The following is a 22,206-nucleotide window of genomic DNA, read 5'->3' on the forward strand; positions in this document are numbered from 1 at the left end:
GGCAGGTCGTCGGACGAGTGGGGCAAACACGAGCAGCTTTCCATCGGGCGCCCATGCTATCCGCCGAGCCGGAAATACTTGGCAGTGGCTGAAAACTGAAATCCGTCGGTCTCGATTTCCTCGAGAATCTTGGGCAGCAGCACCGAGGCTGGCGTCGGCGTGGAGAACGCAGCCGCCTGAATATCCTGGGGCCCCGTGATCACCATTATGATCTGTGGCACAGCCTTTCCGGCGGCCTTGTCAGCGGCGCCGAGGCCAATCGGGATGCTGAAGGTAGCCTTGTCCGATTGTGCGACGATGCGGTCGTCGAGATTGAACACCATGCCTTTGTGATCGATCAGCAGCACGCTGGAAATGAGCCCGCCACGCGTCACCAGCGTGCCGCTGATCGGCGTACCGTTCGGCACCGATGTCCGGTCGAGAACAAGCTGCGGTTTGTCGGCCGCAGTCTGCTCCAGGAAGCGCAGAAAATTGGTGACTTCGCATTGGCTCGGCTCAATGAGGCGGACGCTGATGTCCGGCTCGACATGGAATTTTGCCTGGAAATCGCCCAGCATCCGTTCGAATGGCTGAACCGCCATTCCAAATCCTTCGATCGCGGCGGCCGTGTCGGTTGACGAATTCATGGTCGCATAGAAACAGTCGCCGCCGCCGAAGTCGCGAACCCAGGAGATTCGTTGCGCGATGTCGTCGACGGCCGGGGGAACCGCTGGTTTGGGCACGTTCAACGCGACGACAGGTTGGTCCGGCTGTTTGGTTGCCGGTGGCACGGTCTTTTGGCTCTCGGCGTTCGCGACATCCGTCTGGCTTGCAGTGGGTTTGGGCGCCGGCGCGGCCACCTTGGGCGCTGCCGGCTGGCTGATCTGCGGTTCGGGCTTTGGGCTCTCCACAACCGCTGGCTCGGCCGGCAGTGTCTTTTCGGACGGCTGCGCGTCCGTTGCCGATGACTTCGGAGGTTCCTCGGTTTGCGCGGCGGGCTTGGCCGGCTCCGGCGTTTGCACTGCCTTGGCATCAGCCTGGCTTGCAGCCGGCGGCGGCCTCACTTCTGTTTGCGCTTGCGCTCCCGTTGCCGGTGGCTTTGCGGGTTCCTCGGTCTGCGAAGGGAGTTCGGCGGGCTTGGACGGCGGCTGCGGCTTTTGAGTCGCCGCCGCTTCTGGCTGGTTTTCAGCCGGCGGTACGCTGGCCTCCGGCTGCGTAGGCGGAACTGGCTTTGCCGGCTCAGGGGCGTTCGCGACTTTGTTCGTGGAAGTCGGCTTTGGCGTTTCCGGTACAGGCTTTGATGGTTCGGGCGGGGAAAGCGATGTCTTGCCGGCAGTCGGCGTCACCGGCGTCATGAAGCCGCTCAGATACAGGCCCGCGCCTGAGGCGATAGCCAGCGTCGCCAAGGCAGCGATCGCGATGGTTCGGGGCTTTGTGGATTTTCCAGCCACATCCGACGTGACCGCGCGTGGCGGGCCGGCGACCGGCGAAGGCCGCGGTTCGGACAAATGCGCGGGCCGGACATGCGGGACGAAGCGCTGCTCGCCCGGGTCTGTTGCCGTCGGCACGTTGTGTCCCGCTACATTGGACGGCTGGGGCTGGCCCTTGGGATCAGGGGCAAGGGTTTGCCCGGCCGGTGGCAAAGCCGGCCGGTTGCGCGGTGTGATCGACGTCGGCGGCGTTGTTCCTTCGTCTTCGCCACGTGTCATCCTGGCGATATCAGCCATGCTGACCGGCCGGTCTTGCGGATCCGGTTGCAGCATGGCTTCGACAATGTCACGAAAATCGTCGTCGATGTCGGAGAGATCAGGCACGGCCCGGCGCTTTTCGATGATCTCGAACTGCGATCCGCTCATGTCGATCGGTTTCCCGCGCAGAGCGGCAGCCAGCACCAGGCCAAGGCTGTAGATGTCGGATTGTTCGCTGACGTCGCCGCTGTACAGCCCGAGCTGTTCGGGCGAAACGTAGTTGTACTTTCCCGCGAACTTTCCGCCGATCAGCGTCTCCCCGCCTACGGTCGCTGATCGCGCTATACCGAAATCGATGATCTTTGCGCGGTCGACCCGGCCCCCTGGCAGGATAATATTGTCCGGCGAGAGGTCGCGATGGATTGCTCCCGCTTGATGCACGGCGCTCAGGCCAGATGCGAGGCGATGGCAGAGCTTGCGCACCTCTTCCGTCGGCATCGGGCCACGTCGCATGATGTCGTACAGCGACTCGCCGTCGACGAATTCCATGGCCAGATAGGGACGGCCGATCCCGGGATCGATGGTGAAGACGTGGTATCGCACAACCGCGTCATGCGACAAATGGTTGAGGATCGAGGCCTCCTTGCGGAACAAGGACAAGATCGTCTGGTCACGGGCAAACTCGGGCAGGACGATCTTGATCGCGACATGGTCTCCGGTCTGGATGTTGTGACCACGGTAGACCTCGCCCATGCCGCCGAATGCGATCCGCTCGTCAAGTTCATAGATGCCGCTGAGTTGCGTGCCTACGGCGGTATTGGCCACCTGCGGCGATATTCGCGTCTTGTCGTCGGCGCTCATCGGCCTCGGCCCTCCGCTCCGGACAAATCAGGGTGGAGCGATTGTCCGTTGCGCCCTTTTCCGATCTTCACCAGCACGATGGTGACATTGTCTGTTCCGCCCCGCGTCAGCACCATTTCCAGCAGATTTTCGCACGCCGCCTGAGGTGTCGCCGATACGACGGCGGCCTCGATCTCCGCGTCGGTGACATGCGCCGTCAGCCCATCGGTGCTCAACACAAAAATGTCCCCCGGCATCAGTTCGCCTTGTTGGAAATCGATGACGAATTCGTCGCTGACGCCGACCGCATGCGTGATGACATTGCGGCGTGGCCAGGTGAGCGCCTCGGCCGCACTGATCATGCCTCGATCGAGGAGTTCCTGCACTTCGGTGTGGTCCTTCGAAATCTGCGAGATCGAGGCGTTGCGGATCAGATAAATGCGGCTATCGCCCGCCCACAGGCAGGCAAACCGCCCGTCCATCGCCAACAGGGCGGCGACCGTGGAACCGATGGTTATGCCGCGAGATTCCGATATGCCGCGGATCTCGGCATTGGCTCGGCTCAGCCTGTCCTCGAAGCGCGCCCGCAGATCCGGCGCGGAGCTTGCGATGCCGATCGTGGCCAGATGGTCGACAATGCTGGCCGAAGCGACCTCTCCGGCTTCATGCCCGCCCATTCCGTCGGCCACCGCCCAAAGACCGGTTCGTGGCTCGAGCAGATAGCTGTCCTCATTGTGGTCGCGGACACAGCCTTTGTGGCTCACGCCGAAGCTCTCGAAGGGAAGGGCGACATCGTTCAATTTGCCACCAAGCGCTTCTCAAGCGCCCTCTGCGGCGCACCGTCAGGCGCCCGCTCGAGCCACTTTGCCACAGGCTCGAACATTAGAGTATCGAAATTAAGGTCCTCGCGCCTGAGGCTCATGCAGGGTGTTACCGCATTGAAAAGCTCGAAGCCCATCTCAAAACGCCTTCGGACAGCTGAATCCGGAAAGTGCGGAAAGGAAGAAGGGGCTGGGGCCTGAACCGGTCTGGATCGTATAGGTGACGTCGCGGCCGCCGATCACGAAGCGCGCTTCGACATTGCTGTCGCTGCCGGTGACGGTCGCCTTGTCCAGCAGCCGCTTCAGCGCCCACGGCCCTTCGAACTTGATGGTGGATTCGCGGCCTGGCATTTCCGGCGTCAGGCTCAGGCTGGCGGACCCGGAGGCTGTGCCGCTCGGCCAGCTCACGGTGCTTGGCGCGTTGCCCGCCTGGTTGCTCTGGACGGTCTGGCCGTCGACATCGAGCACCGCCGCATCGGCATCGCCATGCAGGGAGAACGGCGTGAAGGTCACGCTGACCGAGGGCACCGAACCACCCTGGGGGAAAAAGGCGCTGCGGATTTCGGCCGCCAGCTGGAAGTTTTTCAGCGTCGACTTCGACAGGTCTCGCCCGAAGCGCGCATCCTGTTTCCAGCTCCAGTCCTGACCGGTCATGTCGATCAGCGATGCGAGGTTCTGTGCAAAGAACCGGTCCATCAGCCCGCCCGGAGCGAACAATCTGGCAAAATCCGCCATCGCGATGTCCTCGGTACCATTGCCGGCGAAAGGATAACGGCCGTTGACCGCCGCCTCGCAGGGCTGTGTGACCGTCTGGTCGAGCATCTGGTTCAAATTCGCTACCGAGGTCTCGGTGACGTTGCCTTCAAACTCATCCGCCGTCGCGTTGACCATCCGGCCGAGTTGCTTGGGCAGTCGCGAAACGTTGGCGCGAAGGGTGGCTATCTGAAGCTGCAGGTTTGCGTTGACACGTTCCGTCTGGGAGGGAACGTCGGTCGCCAGTTGCAGGCTCTGGTAGATATCGCGGAAATTCTGGGTCAAGGCATCGATCGGGCGGTGTCCGGCAGGACCGCTCACCAGAGCCTGGAACGACCTGAATTGTGCTTCGATATTGGCGCCTGGATTCTGGTTTTCCGCGTTTGCGGATCCCGTGCCGGCACGGCTTTGCGATTTTCCGGTGGCGATTTGGATGCCGATGCGAGCCAGACCCTTGGCCATGTTCGCGGCGTCCTGTGGCTGGCCTTGAACCGTGCCGCCTTCAACCCCGGTGCCTGAGTCCTTGCCCGAAGCAGCGTCCCGCGTCAGAGCCGTTTCGTCGGCGATCGCCGTAAACAGCTGTTCGATCGGCGAGGTTGGCGAGGCGACGGCGGAAAGCGCGATAAAATGCGGCTTGTCCTTCAGCATCGCTTTGAACTTCAAGCTGTCGAGAACGCTGTTCCAGGCCGTTGCGAACTCCTTCCCATAGCGATCGAGAAGTTCGGGGCCGAGCCTGGGCAACTCCTGATCGATGCCGCCTTGCTCGCCGCCGCCACCGAGGACCCACTGGTCGTCGACGAGCGTCTGGGCAATGCGGGAGAGTTGCCCGAGATAGAAGGTGTTGAAGCCGGCATAGGTATAGATGCCGGGAACACGAAGGCCCGACAGATCGCCGCCATCGACGCGCTCGAACAGCAGCTGCGCCTCCGGGCCGCTTTTCAGGGGAACAGAAAAATCATCCAGTGCTGCCGCGTACACTGCGGATTTGACCAAAGCGGAGGCACGGTCGGCAAGGCTCATGCGCCCGAGCGACCGTTGAGCGGCTTCGACGAGCGGCTGGTTGAGTTGGAAGACCGGATCGTAGGCATCATCCAACGCAAGCATGGCGCGCAGGTGCTTTTCGAGCTGCTCGCGTCCTTCGCGGTTGTTTTCACCTGGATACCGGTTCTGTTCCCAATCCTGCTTCATCCAGGAAACGATCAACGCGTCGTCGACTTTCGGCGCCTTGCCGCCAAGCATCAGATAGATTTTCAACGGCTCGTAGAGCGCGGCGGGATCGGCCATCCTGGCCTGGATCGTCCGCTCGGCCTGGATCAGCAGGCGCGATCGCAACATTCGTTCCAGCGCTTGCCGGTAAGCGGTCTTGGATGCCGAAAGAAGTCTCTCCCGCTGGCTGAGGCCGAATGTCTCCTCGATCGGTGTCGGCACGTCACTGGTTTCGAACCCAGTCGGCAGATCGCGCAGCTGGTCGAGCGGGCCAATGACGTTTTCGAGGTCGACATCGGTGACCTCGGTGCTTTTGAGCAGCGCGCCCGCCGTCGCGCGATACTGGCTCATGGCCTGCGTGGTGGAGGCGATCAGCGACCTGTTGGCTGTGAAGCTCAGGGCCAGGGTGCCGAGGGCGGCCGCCGCGATCAGCGCGATGGCGCCAAGGCCGGCGAATCTGGCGATCGCCGCACGTCTTACGGCTGATTTGTCGTACGAAACCCATCCGGATTCGGCAAAAATGACGTCCGTCAGCAGATCGTGCAAAAAGAAGCTTTTGCCGGTTCCGGAAAGATGGGCGCGGGGGTTGCTGCCGAAATTACGGCCGATCGCGCCCAACACCTGATCGATTGGCGTTCCCTCTTGCGTGCCTGAAGAGAAATAGAGTCCACGCAGGCTGACATTCACCTGGCTGCGGGTCGGGTCGAACAGGCCGGCGATGAAATTCGCAATTCGCTCCTTCAGCGCGCCAAACTGCGCCGGAAAGCCAAAGGCGGATATGCGCGCTACCGGATCAGCCTCTTCCTGGAGGCGGTCAGGCATCTCCTCTGCCAGGCGTCTTGCCAGTGCATCGAATTCCGCTGGAGCCTCGGCGGCCATATTCTTGTTGCGATCCGTCGTCTGGAATGTCGCGCCCCAGACCTTGCGCCGGCGTGGCTCGTCGAAGCCGCCGAAGTAATCCATGAACCCGGAAACCAGGTCGGCCTTGGTGAACAGCAGATACACCGGAAACTGGATTTTCAGCGTCTCGTGGATTTCCCGCAGACGACTGCGTATCTCGACGACGTGAGCGGCAAGCTGCTGATCGTCGAGGCTGATGAGATCGGCAAGGCTGATGGCCAGGATAACGCCATTTATCGGTTGCCGTGTGCGGGCTCTCTTGAGCAGCGACAAGAAGGCGAGCCAGCTCTTCTTGTCGCTCTCGGCATAGGAATCCTGCGTCGTGTAGCGTCCGGCGGTGTCGATCAGGACGGCCTGGTCGGTAAACCACCAGTCACAGGAGCGTGTTCCGCCAACGCCCGCGACTGGCTGGGCATCACCCGAACCGGCCAGCGGAAAATTCAGACCCGAATTGACCAGCGCCGTTGTCTTGCCGGCGCCGGGCGGGCCTATGACGACGTACCAGGGGATCTCATAGAGGAAATTGCGCGTGCCGCTCGACCGCTTGAGCGCCGCCACGGCCTCATTCATGCGGGCTTCGAGCACCCGCGAGTCGTCATCGCGGTCGTCATTGTGTGCGACCGCAGTTTCGAGCTCTTTTTGCGCTTTTCTGGCTCGCCAGAAACGCAGGCCGTAGAAAAGCGCGAGCGCTGCCACGATCACACCGATGATAGTGGCGCGCGGCCAGGCAGGTCCGAGAGGACGGGTATCGGCGAAGCGGATCAAGGGTCCGGCAAACCACACTGCCGCCGCGAAACCGGCCAGCGCGACCATGCTGAATATCCGCAGCAGCCAACGCGTCATGGCTGCTTCCGGCTTGCCGTGCTCACAATGCTTCCTCCTTGGCGATCATCACATCGACACGGCGGTTCTTGGCGCGGCCTTCCGGCGTCGCATTGTCGGCGATGGGCTCGTCCTCGCCCTTGCCGTCGACCGTCAGTCGCGAAGGATCGCTGAACTTCGGTGCCATCATTGTTTCGACAGCCTTCGCCCTGGCGACGGAAAGATCGAAGTTGGACTTGAACGGGCTCGATTTTCGCGGCTTCACATTGTCCGTATGGCCGACGATCCTGATTGGTCCGCGCTCGGGTTCCAGGGCCGCGGCGATATCGGCGGCAATGGGCTGGAACTCCGGCTTCGCCTCGGCCCTGCCGGACTGGAACAGCAGGAGATTGTTGATTTCGACCACGATGAAGTCGCCCTTCGTGCCGATGGTCAGCCCGCCGCCTTCGATTTCCTTGGCCAGTGCCGAACGGATGCGATCGATCTGCGTGGTTGTGGCTGCGGGTGGGGAGACTTTCACCGGTTCGGCCAACGGGGCTACGCTGGCCCGTTCGATGGCGATCGGCGTCGATGGGGTGAGAGCCAGCAATTCACCGGCGGCGGCATCGCCTTCATTGGTGATGAAGACCCGCAGCGCGAAGAATGCAGCAGTCAGCAGCGCCGACGCAGCTGCCGCGACGACCCAGAGCGGCACGCGTGTCGACGATTGCGTCATGGTCGACGCCAAGCCCTGCCAGCGGGGCGAGATGTCGGCGTCCGCGCGTGCCCTGAAGTAGCGAAGCGTTTCGTAAACGTCGCGCCGAACGCGTTCGAGATTGCTGTCTTCGCGCGTCAGGCCCCGGTACTGGCCCTCGAACCCCAGCGACAGGCAGACATGCATCAGTTCGAGCAGATCGTAGTGTGCCTCGGGACTGGCCAGGATCTTGTTCAGCGCTTCGAAGAAGCCTGTGCCGCTGGGCTCGACGTGAAAGAACTGCGACAGCATGCTGTGCTGCGCCCAAGCGTCTTTCTGTGGCCAAGGCAGGTTGCCGATGAGATCGTCGGCGGTTTCGCAGAGGACGAATTTCGCAATCCGCGCATCCTCTTCGGCAACACCTGATTTCTCCAGTGTCCTGTCGAATCTATCAATCGCCGCGGTGACATGTTCGGCCAACGGCCCGGCTTGTCTCTCGATGGCGATAAGCCTGAGTTGGCCGAACAGCATCAGCAACGGTGCGGCCGCGGCAAGGATCGGGTTTGTTGCGGAATATCTGACACTGTCCGTGACGTTGAGCAGGGTCTCCTGCCGTAGAGCCGGCGCCGCCGCGGAAGCGACGCCTCCTGCCGCTCCGGAAGGAGCTCCTTGATAAATCACGGTCCCGGATGTCCAGCCCGGCGGTGCATGCCGGCCGACGCCGGGATCGAACACTGTCGAATCCTTGATCTGCGAGGCTTGCCCGCCATCCGCGACGGGCTCCTGAGGGACTGGCACCGGTTTTCGCTCACGCCGTGGAGGGGCGCGAATGACGGTCTTGCCTGCCGGGCCGAAAGGATCGTCTTTCGAACTCATGGCCGATCGTCCGTGCAGGCGGCGTGCCCGCGACTGGGCGACACAGGCGCAAAACGGTTTCTCGTCAGGTGAAGAAAATGCAACCCCTGCCGACCCTGGCAGTGTCCGGCGAAAGGTCGGCTATATCTTACTATCCCGCCGAAAGATGACATTTGCCGCAGACCCCCCAGGTCGATCAGCCTTACCCGCTTAGCGAAGTGTCGTATGTGATCGTAATCTCAGAAACTCTCTATTGGAACCGGATGCCGCGCACCGAAGAGGTTTTCTTCGTCGACTTCAGCCTCGCATCCCCTTTGGGCCGGTCTATTTTTGCTTGTCGGCCTTGGCATAGGCTTCGCTGAAATAGGCCAGGAATATGTCCAGCATGCCGTTCTCATGGGCCTCCTCCATGGTTCGCCAGGTCGCGACAAAAGCGTCCCAGGCCTGGCTTTTCTTCGACGAGAACGACGTAGGGGGGAGTTTCCTTCCGATCGCCTCGGGCGACAGGTCATCAAGCAGCCGCGATAGCGCAGCCTGCATGGCGGCATAGGTGGCGAATTCGTGCGTCTTGAGATCGCGGAATGCATCTTCGATGCTGCGCCTGGCATCAAGATAGCCGACCCTGCGGCGGGCGAACATGATTTCGAGGATGTCGTCGGTTCCCGGGACGAACTTCAGGGGATTGTTGTCGGCGGCGCTGATCATCGTTCGTTGTGTGCTCTTGGCCAGCATTTTCGCGGCCGCGCGCGCTTTCAAAAGCATGGCCAGCTCCTCGACCACTGTCCGCAGGACCGTGCCGATTTCGGCGGCAACTTCATGCGGATCGCGCGATTGAAGCAATTCCGGCGAGATGCCGGCCGCGATCGCGATTTCCCGCAGGACTTCGTCTCTGGTCGAGGGCAGTGGCGCTTGCGACGAGAACGCCGGAGCCGGAACCCGCTGCCCGGACTGTTGCTCCGGTGGAGTGAAGAACGGCTCGGCGGCGAATTCCAGCGGCCGGCCTGTCGCGGCCGGCATTTCTCGTTGTGTCGAACTGTGGCTGGGATGACCTGTCGTGACGCGCTCGTCGTCGATCGATACGAAGATGACATAGCGGCCGATCAGCATCCGGTCGCCATGGCTCAGCCGATGCGGGCCGGTCATACGCTGGCTCGATCCGTTGATGTAGGTTCCGTTACGCGAGACATCGTGCAACCAGAACGCGCCTGCCTCGTATCGGACCTCGCAGTGCCGACCGGAGATGAACTTGTCCGGGTCCGGCAAGGTCCAGTCACAAGCCTCGCGTCCGATTTCGAAGCCGCGATCACGCGCCGCGTAGCCGGTCGGGATATCAGCGGGCAAGGAGTCGATACTGTTGATTTGCAGACTGATGTACATCCAGGATCGCCGTCGAACGCTGACCGATACTCCACATACTAGCAGTTTGCGCGCACAACAGGACAGTAGCGTTTCGAGCTGATGCATTGACAGGGCAGGGTTCAGTCGCCCCCCGTCCCTTTGGTCTGCTGGACAACATGTGGTAGGCTCAACATGGCCTTGTGCGGCGGATCGAAAAGTTTCTGAGCGTGATCTTGTTAATAGAGCGGGAACTTTAAATCCACCACGCTGGCGGCCGCGTCCAGGAGGGGCACGACCCATGCCGAACGAACGTGCCACGGTTGTGCAGACACCTGTTGGCGCCGAGCTGTTGACCTTCACGCATCTTGTCGGGCGCGATGAGATCAGCCGTTGTTTGGCCTATACGGTAGGGTTCGTCAGCCCCAGCCCCGATATCGATCCGCTGAAGATGCTGGGGGGTGTCGTTTCGGTCGAAGGTGAATCCGATCCGAAACGGTGGTTCAGCGGCCTCGTGTCCGAGTTTCGGCTGACCCGCATCGAAGACCGGCTGGCCTACTACGAAGCAGTCGTCAGGCCATGGCTCTGGTTCCTCGGCAACACCACCGATTGCCGTATTTTCCAGAACAAGAGCGTCGTCGACATCGTCAAGGACGTCTTCAAGAAATACAGCACGGCGGAATTCGATCTGCGTCTGCAGGGATCCTACCCTCCGCGCGAATACTGCGTGCAGTATGACGAGACCGACCTGGATTTCGTCCAGCGACTGCTCGAGCATGAAGGCATCCTGTATTTTTTCGAGCATGACGAGGGCAAACACACGCTTGTCCTGACCGATGCGATGAGCAAGCTGAAGCCAGCGCCGGGCTACGAGAAAGTGCCCTATCATTTTGAAGGGCAGGGCTCCCGGCGCGATGTCGAGTACATCACCGAATGGATACCGGGCAGTTCGGTGCGCCCGGGCGCCTATGCCCACACCGATTATGATTTCAAGAAGCCGGGCGCCGACCTTATGGCCAAGTCGGCCCAGCCGTTCAGTCACAAACTGGCCGCCGGCGAAAACTATCGCCAGCCCGGCGCGCATCTCGAAGTCGGCCGGGGCGACAACCTCGCTGCGATCCGGCGCGAGGAAATCCAGGCCGTCCACCAGCGCATCGCCGCGGTCGGCACTGTCCGCGGCCTTTTTTCGGGCTGCACGTTCAAGCTGGATGGCTTTCCGCGCGAGGACCAGAACCAGGAGTATCTGGTGGTCAGTGCCGAATACAGGCTGTTCGATCCGGGATACAGAAGCCATGCCGACGTCGACAGCGAGAACTTCAAGGTGATCCTCGGCGTAGCGCCGACCGCCTTACCCTATCGTCCGCCGCGCATCACGCCCCGGCCGATCATGCGTGGGCCCCAGACGGCAACGGTTGTCGGCCCGTCGGGCCAGGAGATATTCACCGACAAATACGCCCGGGTGAAGGTGCAGTTCCACTGGGATCGCCTGGGCAAGAAGGACGAGAACAGCTCCTGTTTCGTGCGGGTCTCGCAGACCTGGGCCGGCAGCGGCTGGGGCTTTATCCAGATACCGCGCATTGGCCAGGAGGTGATCGTCGACTTCATTGAAGGCGACCCTGATCTGCCGATCATCACCGGCCGGGTCTACAATGCCTCGCAGATGCCGCCCTATGGGCTGCCGGCGAATGCCACGCAATCCGGCTGGAAGTCGAACTCCTCGCTCGGCGGCGGCGGCTACAACGAACTGATGTTCGAGGACAAGGCCGGCTCCGAACTGGTCAATTTCCAGGCGCAGAAGGATCACAACCTTCTGATCAAGCATGACCGAACCAAGCTGGTGCAGCACGATCAGTCGGACCGCATCGACCACGACGCCAAGCATTCCATCGGCCACAACCTCGACGAGGACGTCGGCAACAACAAGACGGTCAAAGTCGGCGTCGACCAGACCACCAATATCGGCAGCAACGACACCGAGACGGTGGGCAAGAACCGGTCGCTGACGGTCATGGCCAACGAGACGATTCATGTCGTGTCGAACTCGACGGAGAATATCGACGCCAATCATTCGCAGACCGTGGGCCTGGTTCAGACAGTCACCGTTGGCGCGGCTCGCATCGACACCGTCGGTGCCGCGGAGACGAGGACCGTTGGAGCGATGCAGACCAACACCATCGGGGCGACGCGCTCGGTGAGCGTGGGCATCAGCCAGACGCACAGCATAGGGACGAGCGACACCTGGACCATCGGCGCCGATCAGAGCATCAGCATAGGCGCCGGGCAGACCGTCGCCATCGCCGCGTCGCAGGCGACCGATGTAGGCGCCTCACGCATAGCCAACATCAAATCCAACGACAGCACTGACGTCGGCGGCGGGCACATGCTCAAGATCGCCAAAGGCAGCAAGATCGACGTCGGCGAAAGCGGAGTCATCGACGTTGGCAAGAACTTCACGCTCGACGCCAAGGAGTCCATCACGCTGAAGTCCGGAAGCGCGCAGATCGTGATGAAGAAAGACGGCACGATCATCATCGAGGGCAAGGATATTACCGTGAAGGGCTCGGGCACGATCAATATCAAGGCGTCGAGCGATGTGATCATCAAAGGCTCGAAGATCAACGAGAATTGAGGGCGACGATGAGCAAGGTCAGGGACAAGATCGACGGCGTGGTGATCGGCGCCTTCCTGGGATTCGGGGAGGAGTCCCCGTTGGTCGTTTTTCCCGGCAATCCGGAGAAGACGGCGTTGCCAGCGCGCAGCCTGTGCGAGTTGTCGTCGGACATGATCGGCTGCGAGGTGGCCTTGCTGTTTCAGGAAGGTGACCCGCGCCGGCCTCTGATTGTCGGCCGGATCGTCGAGCCCAACCGCCCCAAAGCGACTCCACACGTGATCCGGGATGAACAGCGTGTGCAGATCACCGCCGAGGATCGCCTGGAATTGCGATGCGGCAAGGCGACGATCCTGATGGAGGCAGACGGCCGCATCACCATTCGTGGCGCTCACATCACCAGTCATGCCAGTGGTGCGCAACGCATTCGCGGCGGCTCGATCAACCTGAACTGATGCGAACGTCGTCGAAGGCAGAAGGGGAACGCCCGGTTCGCATCGCGACGGAGGTCGTGCGCCAACATGCGGAACTCGTCGCCTTCCTGTGGGCGCAGCGTGACAGCTGGTCCGCCGAGGATCCGCCCGACGCCAAGGTCATCGCCCAGATCGACGAGCGGCTGGAGACAAACCTCGACGGCCTGCGCATCGCGGGCACTGCTACATGGCCATTTCTGATCGCGCAGCACGAGAATTTTCCGGAGAAAGGCGAGCTGTTCGCCTTCGCTTGGATGGCACTGGAACTGGCTGATGGCGGGAAGGTGGCACAAGCGGTCGAGTTCGGGAGCCTGACGGCCGATGATGCCAAAGGCTTGGTCGGCGCGCTTGCGTGGCACAAGCCGGCGGCGATCGGGCCTTTTGTGCGCGAGTGGATCGGTAGCCAGGATTCCTTCACCCGCTTCCTCGGCGTCTCGTCATGCATTGTGCACAATGTCGACCCGGGCGCGACTTTGGCCCGGCTGGTCAAAGACAACGATTCAAGGGTGCGGGCTGCCGCCTTGCGTCTCGCAGGTCAACTTCGACGTTTCGATCTGGGGCGGGATGTCCAATCTGCGCTGGAACACGGGGATGAACGCGTCCGCCTATGGGCCTCATGGGCACTCGTCGAACTGGGGTCCGGCGATCTTACGCGCCAGGAACTCAGGAAAATCGCAACCGCCGCCGGACCCCACGCCATGGTTGCGATGCGTGCGCTGGTCAAAGCCGGGCCGGACAAGGACATCCGCGCGTGGATGGGCGGGCTGATGAGGACATTACCGACGGCGCCGCTTGCGGTGCGTGGCATCGGTATGCTGGGCGATAGGTCCGTTCTGGCCTGGCTCATCGAGCGTATGCGCGAGCCCGATGTGGCGGTAGCGGCCTGCACGGCGTTTTTGGAGCTTTATCCCGAAGCCAGGGAAGAGACGAAGTTGTTCACCGTCGATCCGATGGAACTGGGATCGGCCTTCGCGAAGCACTTCGAGGATGACGTGGTACGGCTCGCATTGCCGGATAAGGTGAAGACGTGGCTGGCGCAGACCGCCACCACACGATCATGAAGGTGGGATCTGCGAACGCGACTGCAGACGTAGGACACCGCAAGGAAAGTGCAGTGCCTAGCTTGGGATCGGGTAATTGAAAAAGTAACGTTGCCCAACCTGATACTTGTTCAGATCTTCACGATCGAAGAAGCCTTCGAGAACAGCGCTTGCCTGGATGCGCCTTAATCGGCCGAGTTCGTCAAAAAAACCGGAGCAATCAGTGCCAGTCGCTGCCTCGAAAATCATCTTTCCACGAAAGAAGCGCTCCCCGTATTCCGGTTCCGCCTCGATCTGCTCAAGCAGCCTTCGTGCTGTGGCAATGACGCTATAAATCTGCCCCTCGAACACAGGCGGGCGGGAATCGGGCAGTGTTGCAAGAACGGCATCGCGACGTTTGCGAACCACCTGCGAGTAGCGCTCCCTCCCATCCCTGGAGGGCATGTCATCGCCATCGCCGTCATCATCGATCCCGTCGAACACTTCTCCGTTCGTGGGTTCAAGCAGCGAAGAAAGGTCCGCACGGATCTGGTTCAGCGTGTCGAGTTCCTTTGTAGTCATGTAGATGTGGAGCAGTTTGTCCACCGCTCGCAAGTCACAGGACGTGCCAAACAAGACTGCAATGAAGTGGGCGTTCTCCGCTTCACCGCCATTGGCGCTCAGATGTTGGGAAAGATTGACAACGGACTCCCAGGTGCCGGCGTATCCAACGATGTTGATGCACGCACTCCAGAGGAGGTAACCGTCGTTCCTCTGCATGACTTTATGTACGTCCTTGAGGAATTCGAAGTTGCCTTCCCGGCAGGCCAGTATGATCCCCGCGACGACGCTCCAGTCGGACTTGCTGCGGATCAACTCGCGATAATCGAGACTGCCGAGGTCGACGTCCGGCAAATGGAACCCGAGAGCCAGGTCGCTAAGATTCATGGCTTTAGACTCAAGTGAGGAGACTCAAGTGAGGCCAAGGGACTGCTCCACTCTGCTCATTTCGGTCTCGAAGGTGGTCTGAGCGGTCTCGATATCGGCGCACTCTGGCCCACCCATCGCGCTCTCCGGAACAGTGTTTTTAGGGCTGCTGCATCCCCCACCAAATTTCGGGGTTTTGTGGTTGATTTTTTCTTTCTTGCCAAATTTGACATGCTGGTCGGGCGGCTTCCCGGCGTTCAACTTTCCCTCCCAGTATCGCATCGTTTGCTTGCGCTTGGCTTCCCTGAAATTTTCGGAGCACTTCTGTGCTGGTGTCTTGCCCTTGCCGCCCGGGGTCGCCGGCGGATATCTGGTGCCCGCGGGGATATCGCAATACAGGGCGCAGGGGTCGGTTCGCTCGGGATGGACGTTGTTGCAGGCAGCCGCCGGGTTGGCTTTGGCTGCGGCCCTGGCGGCAGCCTTCTTTGCGAGCAGGTCGTTGGCGGCATTCACCAACGCCCCTTTCATGGAACTGGAATCGGGAATTGCGCCCACTCTCTTGCTCAAGAACCGGTCTTCAGTAACGAGTTTAAACATTCCCCCCTTAGGGTCTTTTTGCCATTCGTGGGCTGCTTCATCGCAACAAGGACAAATACCCGAATCAAGCTTCTGCTGAAATACAGTGATGGCCATCATCTCAAGCGATGTAAGCGGCGCCGTCGTCGTTCCGCCCGAGGCGTGGTTGCTGGTGGTGATGTCGAAGTGCCGGCAAACGTTCTTGCCCTCGAACTTCACGTCCATGCACCAGGCCTGGAAGTAGGTCTTGCCGGTGATCTGATGTGTGACGACATTCGCGCCGAAGGTGCGCGTCGCCGCCTCGTCGCCTAGCACAGACTCCTGGTAATACGACTCCTGCGCCAGCGCCGCGCCCTTGCCGCCGATCTTCACCGTGGAAGAGCCGCTCTTCAGATTGTTCGAGAACGACGTATCGGGATAAGGAATCGGGATCGGCCCCGCTGGCGGCGATGGTGGTGACATGCATACGTCCGGAAACCGCGCGATCGACTTGTTCATCCCGTTCTCGGCGGCGATCTCCCACTTTCCGGCAAAGACGTTTTTCGTCATCGTCGCTCCGTTACGCCGAAACCACGGCGGCGGCTCGGCCGCCGAACGCCATCGAACTGCCGTGCAGCGCCGCGAATTCGCCGGGAGCATAGCCGCGCTTGAATGCTTGCTCCGCCCAGGCAAATTGAAGCGGGCCAGCCGCCGCTCCACAATCGCCTATGCAGTCGGCGGCATGCCATACAGGCTGTCCTGGACGCGTCTTGCGCATGTTTCGCATCTGCGCCAGCACGAGCTCCTCGAATGCGTAAGATTCGCCTCCGACGTCGCTGAGGCGGAACGCAATTTCGTGCATCTGCACACCTGCCTCGCCAAGTGCGGCTTTCAATGCCGCGCTGAGGCCATCGGCCCGGAACGGTTCCTCGTTGCTGGCTGTTGCCTTTTCGATGGCCAGGCCCAGCCCTCGCAACCGCAAAGAACCGGCAACGATCGGACGTTTGCTGATGACCAGAATGCAGGCCGCCTCACCGGGGATGAGGCCATCCGTCACTTCGCTCGTCTTCAGTCGCATTTGGCTGTCCAGCCAGCTGAGTGAGCGCGCGTCGATCAGGCTGTCGATCGCCATGATGAGGCAGGCTTCCACCTTGCGCTCATTCAGCAGCTTGCGCGCCTGTTCGATCGCGACGAAAGCCGAGATTTGCCCATGTGTGATATGCGAGGAGCGCTCGCCAGCCAGCGGCGCACCGTTTGGCGCCGTCAGTCCGGCCAGGATGCCGTTGATGCGCGCGCCGGGCATATCGGCGTCGCGTGTGCACAGGAGAAACGGCATCTCGCCCCAAGGGAGCAGGGCGGCGGCATTCGCATCGATATGGTCGACGGCCAGTCGAGCCAGTGCCGCAAGACGGCTCCGGCCACGCGTCTCACGCCGAACAGCCTCAACCCTGGCTCCGCGAAGCGGCTGACCGCCGCTGCCCCGATACGACAACTCCTCGAATACCGAGATGCTCGCCCGCATGGCGGCAGCAGCACTTGCCGGCGTGTAGCCGACAGGGCAGACGAGGCTGATGCAGGAAATAGCGGTCATTTCTTTCTACGCATTCCGGCCAACGCCGCCACAGCCTCCTTCAACCCGGCGTAGTGCGGCTTGCCACTGATCGGCTCTGGCTCCTTCCCCACCTGGACCTGTTGCAGTTTCACAAATTTCCGGGGCAGCTTCGTGCTTACCCGTCCGACCAGAACGATCCTCGCCTCGTGCGGCAGGATGGTCAGGGTATCTGGCGCCACCAGCTTGTGCTCGGTCCTGTCGTCGAACATGAACCGCACCGGAACCGACATCGCCGGTAGCTTCACCTTGAACTTGCCGCTCTCGTTCATGCCCAGGCAGCCGAAGATCATGCCTTCGGAAAGCTTGTCGAGCCACTGATCCGGGGGGGCTGCCTGGAAGTAGCGGTCGTCGAAATCCTGCGGCAACAACGGCAAGACGTTTTCCATCCAATGCTTGTCATAGGTGCCGGCATAGCGCGCCCGTTCCTTGGCAAAGCGTGGCACTGGACCAAAGCCGACCGGGTTGGGCCGGTCGTTCCAGATAGCCATGCGCGATTGCGGATGCTCGACACAGGGCAGCGGTGTGCCGTCAATGTTGCCCTGGCCGACAAGGTAACCGCTTCCGATCGGGTTGACGGCGTCACCGCGATGCTTGGTTGGATCAGGATCGGTTCGGTCGGTGCCGCCGAATGCGAGGTGCCATGCCAGCGGCATTGAGATGAAGGGGTGCGGCCGTGATGCCTGGATGCCGAGCCCACCTCTGAACCAGCGTCTTTGGCCGGTGACCACCGCGCGCTTGTCCAATCCCGGCCCAACCAGGCGCACTTCGATCGCTTCCGCCTGCCTCCCTTTCGGAGCGACCGCCATGGCGTCGAGCAGAACCTCGCATTTCGGTTTGACAGGGGCAAAGTCGGTCTCGACGCGAATGGAGGTGATTTCCGGATCGCCATAATGGGTGTCGGCGTAGACGAAAGGCGACTGCTTCTTGCTGGGCGTGCAGTTGCCGTGTTCATCGACGTCGTACGTCGCCCGGATCACGGCAACACAAAACTTCACGCAATGCTTGTCCTGATAAGGAAAAGTCTCGGCGAGAAACGGTGTCGTGTTCTGGCTGACGAACATCAGATTTGCCCCTGCATCGACCGGGCCTCCCAACTTGCAGTGAGAACTTGTTCCAGCGTCATTTGCGGCGATTGCGGATCGATGTCGAAAATGTCCGAACGGGCCGTCCACATCACCATATCGCTGATGACCTCTTCGCCTGGCTCGACAAGCGGCACCGGCTGTCCGGCGAGCGCGGCATCCAGTTCGTCGGGCGTCAATTCGCCGTTCTGGGCTGCGATGGCCGCCTCTTCGATACTGGAAAACCATGCCTCGGCATCAGCTAGCCCAACGGAAGCTTCAGAAAGCTGGGCGACGATGCTCAAGGGGAATTGCCTGCCGACCCGGTCGGCGCTTTGCACAATGATGCCCGCCGATGCGCCGAAGCAAGCCGGGCCAGCCAGGAAGCGCAGCGCGGTTGTGCTTGGCCAAAATTCCGAGCCGAACAGCGGGACGAGATGCTGCGCCAGCCAGCGGTCCCAGCCGCGAACGAAGTCGCCCGTCAGCCGCCGCGTCACGAAATCGCCGGTGGCGGGCATTTTGCCGTAGAAGCCGGGCAAGGTCATATCTGCGGCGGACATGAGAATTTCTTGAACATCTGGAGGTTGTAGGGGTTTTCGACGCTGGCGGCCTTGAGTTCGAAATCGGCCCACATTCCCTTCGTTCCCAGGCGCAGGCTGTAGACATCGGACAGTGACGTGCCGGCGAAACGGCCGTTGCGTAGCATCCTCAGCCACGCCCAGCTGCCGGTCTCGTTAAGCATGATCTCGGGCGAACCGTCGATGGGCTGGAAGGCGAGCGAGATGACTCCCGTGCCGTCCTTGCCGGGCCAGGTCATCGGTTGCGGCCGTGTCGCGTTGTTGAAATAGACGAGGGTCTGGCCATCGAGATTGAGCGTCACGCGCGTGACGTTCGGAGACAGATCTTTCGGTTCGAGCGTGAAGCTCATCACCGGTCCCGTACCACCGGGAAACAGATCGTCGCGGATATGCCTGGCCTGCTCGAACGCCGCCAGCGCCGAAGCATCGAGGCCGAAATCGGCGCGCCATTTCCATGGCTGGCTGGTCGTGTCGACATAGTTGATCAGGTGGTCATTGATGAAACCGTCGATCAGCCCGGCCGGTCCGAACAGCCTGGCGAAATCACGCACATTGACGTCCACCGCGCTGTCGGCGCTGAATGGATAGCGGTCGTTCAGCGCAGCCTGGCAGAAAGGCAGTATGTCAGCCCGCCAGATGGCGTTGAGCTCCGAAGTGACCGCCTTCTGAGTCAAATTGCTGGTGTCGCCGGCAATCCCGCCCAGCCAGTTGTTGATCGGGTCGGGCAGGATCTGTGCCTGCCTGGCCACCGCACCCGTCAGTTCGGCAAGGCCACCCTGCTTCTTGATGGCATCCTGCGGATTGGGGTTCGCGGTGACCGTCTGCAGGACGTTCGAAAGCGCGGTCAGCGCGACAACGGCGGCATCCAATGCCGGCGGCTGGCCGTCGACCTCGGCAATGGTGCTCTTGAGCGGTTTGAAATGTTCGGCCACCAGATTGCCGGTCAGGTCCACCTCGCTGGCCGACCCGGCGCGGGGAAGCAGTTTCGCACCGCTTGTCGCCAGCTTGCCGAGCTTGCCAAGCTTGCCGAGCAGTTTGGAGGCGCCCTTGGCTGCCGCCTTGTCGTCGGCGGGCGCCTCGTCGGAGCGCGTCAGTTCGGTCTCCTGGACGACCGCCGTAAGCAGCCGCTTCAGGGCTGAATCGGCACTCGAGAGATCCTTCAGATTTTCGCTGGCGACATTGAGATCGGTCAATGGCGCGAGCCGCATGTCGCGCAGGAAGCTATCCCATTGCGCGATGTAGTCGTCATAGTAGAGCTTCAGAATATCCTCGGACAGCGCCGAGACCGAGGTTTCGGAATTTTCCGAGCAGCCGCCGGCGAAAACCGCACGATCGAGCGCAGCCTGTGCGGCGACATCGTCGATGCGGTCGAGAATGGCGTCGTGGAAGCCGGAATAGGTGAATGCTCCGGAAATGCCGACCCGAAGTGTCTTGTCGGAACGCCGCGCAAACACCTTGCCCCCGTTGGGGCCAGCGAAATTGGCCGGGATCCATTCCTTGAGACCGGCCACCTCCGGATCGGCCAGCAACTGCTTGTAGGCGCGCGCCGGCAATGAAATCGTGCACACCGTTTTCAACGCTTCGGCAACCAGGGCCTGGTCGGGCTCGATATAGCTTTCGTCGACCGTCATCCGGCGGATGGCGGCAAGCTGATGCTCTTCGGCGTCGGCCGTTGGAAATGGTGCCGCGGCCGCGAATTCGGGCAGGCTGTTCACCCACCAGTTCTGGGCGAAGTCGGGATCCATCTGCGACAGGCCCGTCATCATCCGATAGGTCTTGAGGGCGCCGAGCATGAAATCCGGATCGCGGATTTGCCGCCACATGGTGGCCTCGAGAAGGGCCACCATGCGCGGCTCGAGCACGTTGCGCAGGGCGTGATCGTAGGTGTCGGTCTGAGCCCGCACCAGTTCCGCCGAGGCCGATGGCCCCAGCAGATCCTGGGCAGCGCCCGGCGGTGCTGTCCGGGCATTTGCGACCGCGTCCATCGCTTCGAGCGCGCTGTCGATGGCGGGCTGCTGCACCGATGCCGGATTTGCGGCAACGGAGGTCAGCGGTGTCTGCAGCGCTTCGAACTGGCTTGCCTGGGCCGAGATCGCATTGCGGTTGTCGTAGTAGGACCAGGCAAACACGGCACTGGCCAACAAGCCTGCTGCCGCACAGGCAGCCGCAGCACCGCGCCAGATCCAGGCCCGGCGGCGTTGCGCCAGCGGGTCGAATGTACCGAGGCCTGCTTCCTTGAAGATGATTTCGGTGAGCAGGTTCTTCAGGAAGAAGCTGCGTTTCTCGACCCTTGGTGCGGGCAGGGCCCGCCGTGGCGGAAGACCGAAGGACGACGACAGCGCCGCGGTCAGCCGGTCGATGGGGGCGCCTTCCTGGGTCGCCGATGTCAGATAGAGGCCGCGCAGCCATGCAGCCTCTTCATACCGGCTTTCGCCGAACATCGCCTCGACCAGCACCTGGATCGGTTCGGACAGGCTTGCCAGTTGGGCGGGAAACCGGAAGATCTCGGCACGGGCGGCGAGTTTTTCCTCATCCTCCAGGCGCGGCACCAGCCGCCGCTCGAGTTCCGTCGCCAGTGTCGAAATTTCTCGTTCGATGGTCTTGGCATCCACGCGCGCATCCAGCGCGAAGGTCGTTCCCCATACCTGCTCGCGCGAGGCGGTGGACAAGCCGCCGAAGAAGGCCTCGAAACCCTTGATCAGATCGGCCTTGGTCAGCATCAGATAGACCGGAAGGCGGATTTCGAGCCGGTCGTTGAGCTCGGCCAACCGGCGGCGGATCTTGCGGCCGTGCGCCTTGATGGCCTCGTCGCCCTCCGAAAGCACGTCGATCGACAGCGCGACGATCACGCCGTTGAGCGCGCGGCGGCCGCGATGCTTCTTCAAAAGGTCGAGGAAGCCCAGCCATTCCGCCGCGTCGACATCGGGCTGGCTCTCCTGCTGGACATAGCGGCCGGCGGTGTCGATCAGAACCGCGTTCTCGGAAAAGAACCAGTCGCAGTTGCGCGTGCCGCCGACCCCCTGCAGGTCGTCCGTGAGGTCGATCGGAAAATTCAGTCCGGACTGCCGCAAGGCCGTGGTCTTGCCGGTGGCCGGCGGCCCGACGATCACATACCAGGGCATCTCGCGCAGAAACTTGCGTCCGCCGAGCTTCCGGCGCTTCAGTTCGGCCATCACCTCGCCGAATTTGGCACCCACGGCAGCGACGTTTTCTTCGCCGGGGCTCAGCGGCTTTTCCACCGCAGGCGCCGCAATCTCCGCGACGAACATGCGGTTGGCGCGGATCGCCCGGCGCTGGGCGACGATCAGCCAGATCAGCCAGAAGATGACCAGCAGCGCGATGATGACGATGCGCACATTTTCAGAGGCGAACGGTTCGTAGGGACCGACCCTGACGATCGGACCGAACACCCAGATAACCAGGGAAAGCAGCGTGATGCCGACTAGCGTCCACAGCCAGCGCGATGTCAGAACCGCCCAGAAGAAGCGCAGGATGAACATC

General features: G+C 61.8%; 14 protein-coding genes. 3 read left to right on the forward strand and 11 right to left on the reverse strand.

Features of this window, described 5'->3' with window-relative positions:
* Positions 1–56: 56 nt before the first annotated feature.
* From EJ076_RS13145 to tagH, 5 genes are all read right to left on the reverse strand, one after another.
* Positions 57–2,528, reverse strand: a complete 2,472-nt coding sequence (locus EJ076_RS13145; protein WP_126068127.1) for a serine/threonine-protein kinase — start codon at positions 2,526–2,528, stop codon at positions 57–59.
* Complete coding sequence (locus EJ076_RS13150) at positions 2,525–3,307, reverse strand: PP2C family serine/threonine-protein phosphatase (RefSeq protein ID WP_126068128.1); 783 nt, start codon at positions 3,305–3,307, stop codon at positions 2,525–2,527. The genes EJ076_RS13145 and EJ076_RS13150 overlap by 4 nt, the downstream gene beginning before the upstream one ends.
* A gap of 159 nt (positions 3,308–3,466) precedes the next feature.
* Complete coding sequence (gene tssM / locus EJ076_RS13155; protein ID WP_126068129.1) at positions 3,467–7,030, reverse strand: type VI secretion system membrane subunit TssM; 3,564 nt, start codon at positions 7,028–7,030, stop codon at positions 3,467–3,469.
* 22 nt (positions 7,031–7,052) lie between these two features.
* Positions 7,053–8,558, reverse strand: a complete 1,506-nt coding sequence (gene tssL / locus EJ076_RS13160) for a type VI secretion system protein TssL, long form (RefSeq protein WP_126068130.1) — start codon at positions 8,556–8,558, stop codon at positions 7,053–7,055.
* A gap of 303 nt (positions 8,559–8,861) precedes the next feature.
* Complete coding sequence (gene tagH / locus EJ076_RS13165; RefSeq protein WP_348639817.1) at positions 8,862–10,193, reverse strand: type VI secretion system-associated FHA domain protein TagH; 1,332 nt, start codon at positions 10,191–10,193, stop codon at positions 8,862–8,864.
* Between tagH and tssI the strand changes: the two genes are divergently transcribed.
* From tssI to EJ076_RS13180, 3 genes are read left to right on the forward strand one after another with little or no spacing between them, the layout of a single operon-like run.
* Positions 10,174–12,501, forward strand: a complete 2,328-nt coding sequence (gene tssI / locus EJ076_RS13170; protein WP_126068131.1) for a type VI secretion system tip protein TssI/VgrG — start codon at positions 10,174–10,176, stop codon at positions 12,499–12,501. The genes tagH and tssI overlap by 20 nt on opposite strands.
* 8 nt (positions 12,502–12,509) lie before the next feature.
* Positions 12,510–12,935 carry a DUF6484 domain-containing protein gene (locus tag EJ076_RS13175; protein WP_109661603.1) on the forward strand — a complete coding sequence of 142 codons (426 nt, stop codon included), beginning with the start codon at positions 12,510–12,512 and terminating at the stop codon, positions 12,933–12,935.
* Positions 12,935–14,014 (forward strand): HEAT repeat domain-containing protein, encoded by a 1,080-nt coding sequence (locus EJ076_RS13180; protein WP_126068132.1) that lies wholly within the window; start codon positions 12,935–12,937, stop codon positions 14,012–14,014. Before EJ076_RS13175 ends, EJ076_RS13180 begins: the two co-directional genes overlap by 1 nt.
* 57 nt (positions 14,015–14,071) lie before the next feature.
* Here the strand turns inward: EJ076_RS13180 and EJ076_RS13185 are convergent, their stop codons facing one another.
* The 6 genes from EJ076_RS13185 to tssM (EJ076_RS13210) form a co-directional block, all read right to left on the reverse strand.
* Positions 14,072–14,920 (reverse strand): hypothetical protein, encoded by an 849-nt coding sequence (locus EJ076_RS13185; protein WP_126068133.1) that lies wholly within the window; start codon positions 14,918–14,920, stop codon positions 14,072–14,074.
* 24 nt (positions 14,921–14,944) lie between these two features.
* Complete coding sequence (locus EJ076_RS13190) at positions 14,945–16,024, reverse strand: PAAR-like domain-containing protein (RefSeq protein WP_126068134.1); 1,080 nt, start codon at positions 16,022–16,024, stop codon at positions 14,945–14,947.
* Between the two features lie 10 nt (positions 16,025–16,034).
* Positions 16,035–16,976 carry a hypothetical protein gene (locus EJ076_RS13195; protein WP_126068135.1) on the reverse strand — a complete coding sequence of 314 codons (942 nt, stop codon included), beginning with the start codon at positions 16,974–16,976 and terminating at the stop codon, positions 16,035–16,037.
* Between the two features lie 65 nt (positions 16,977–17,041).
* A complete protein-coding gene (locus tag EJ076_RS13200) occupies positions 17,042–18,238 on the reverse strand; it encodes a DUF2169 domain-containing protein (protein ID WP_126068136.1) in 1,197 nt (398 codons plus the stop codon).
* Positions 18,127–18,672 (reverse strand): type VI secretion system-associated protein TagF, encoded by a 546-nt coding sequence (gene tagF / locus EJ076_RS13205; protein WP_126068137.1) that lies wholly within the window; start codon positions 18,670–18,672, stop codon positions 18,127–18,129. Before tagF ends, EJ076_RS13200 begins: the two co-directional genes overlap by 112 nt.
* Entirely contained in the window at positions 18,669–22,205 is a 3,537-nt protein-coding gene (gene tssM, locus EJ076_RS13210; RefSeq protein ID WP_126068138.1) for a type VI secretion system membrane subunit TssM, read from the reverse strand. The genes tagF and tssM (EJ076_RS13210) overlap by 4 nt, the downstream gene beginning before the upstream one ends.
* Position 22,206: the final 1 nt, after the last annotated feature.

This window comes from Mesorhizobium sp. M7D.F.Ca.US.005.01.1.1, from assembly GCF_003952545.1.
GTDB classification, from domain to species: domain Bacteria; phylum Pseudomonadota; class Alphaproteobacteria; order Rhizobiales; family Rhizobiaceae; genus Mesorhizobium; species Mesorhizobium loti.

Bases quoted from the DNA above. Each gene is read 5' to 3' on its own strand.
- EJ076_RS13145 (WP_126068127.1), bottom strand. From the start codon at position 2,528: ATGAGCGCCGACGACAAGACGCGAATATCGCCGCAGGTGGCCAATACC.
- tssM (WP_126068129.1), bottom strand. From the start codon at position 7,030: ATGACGCGTTGGCTGCTGCGGATATTCAGCATGGTCGCGCTGGCCGGT.
- tssL (WP_126068130.1), bottom strand. From the start codon at position 8,558: ATGAGTTCGAAAGACGATCCTTTCGGCCCGGCAGGCAAGACCGTCATT.
- tssI (WP_126068131.1), top strand. From the start codon at position 10,174: ATGCCGAACGAACGTGCCACGGTTGTGCAGACACCTGTTGGCGCCGAG.
- EJ076_RS13175 (WP_109661603.1), top strand. From the start codon at position 12,510: ATGAGCAAGGTCAGGGACAAGATCGACGGCGTGGTGATCGGCGCCTTC.
- EJ076_RS13180 (WP_126068132.1), top strand. From the start codon at position 12,935: ATGCGAACGTCGTCGAAGGCAGAAGGGGAACGCCCGGTTCGCATCGCG.
- EJ076_RS13185 (WP_126068133.1), bottom strand. From the start codon at position 14,920: ATGAATCTTAGCGACCTGGCTCTCGGGTTCCATTTGCCGGACGTCGAC.
- EJ076_RS13190 (WP_126068134.1), bottom strand. From the start codon at position 16,024: ATGACGAAAAACGTCTTTGCCGGAAAGTGGGAGATCGCCGCCGAGAAC.
- EJ076_RS13195 (WP_126068135.1), bottom strand. From the start codon at position 16,976: ATGCGGGCGAGCATCTCGGTATTCGAGGAGTTGTCGTATCGGGGCAGC.
- tagF (WP_126068137.1), bottom strand. From the start codon at position 18,672: ATGACCTTGCCCGGCTTCTACGGCAAAATGCCCGCCACCGGCGATTTC.
- tssM (WP_126068138.1), bottom strand. From the start codon at position 22,205: ATGTTCATCCTGCGCTTCTTCTGGGCGGTTCTGACATCGCGCTGGCTG.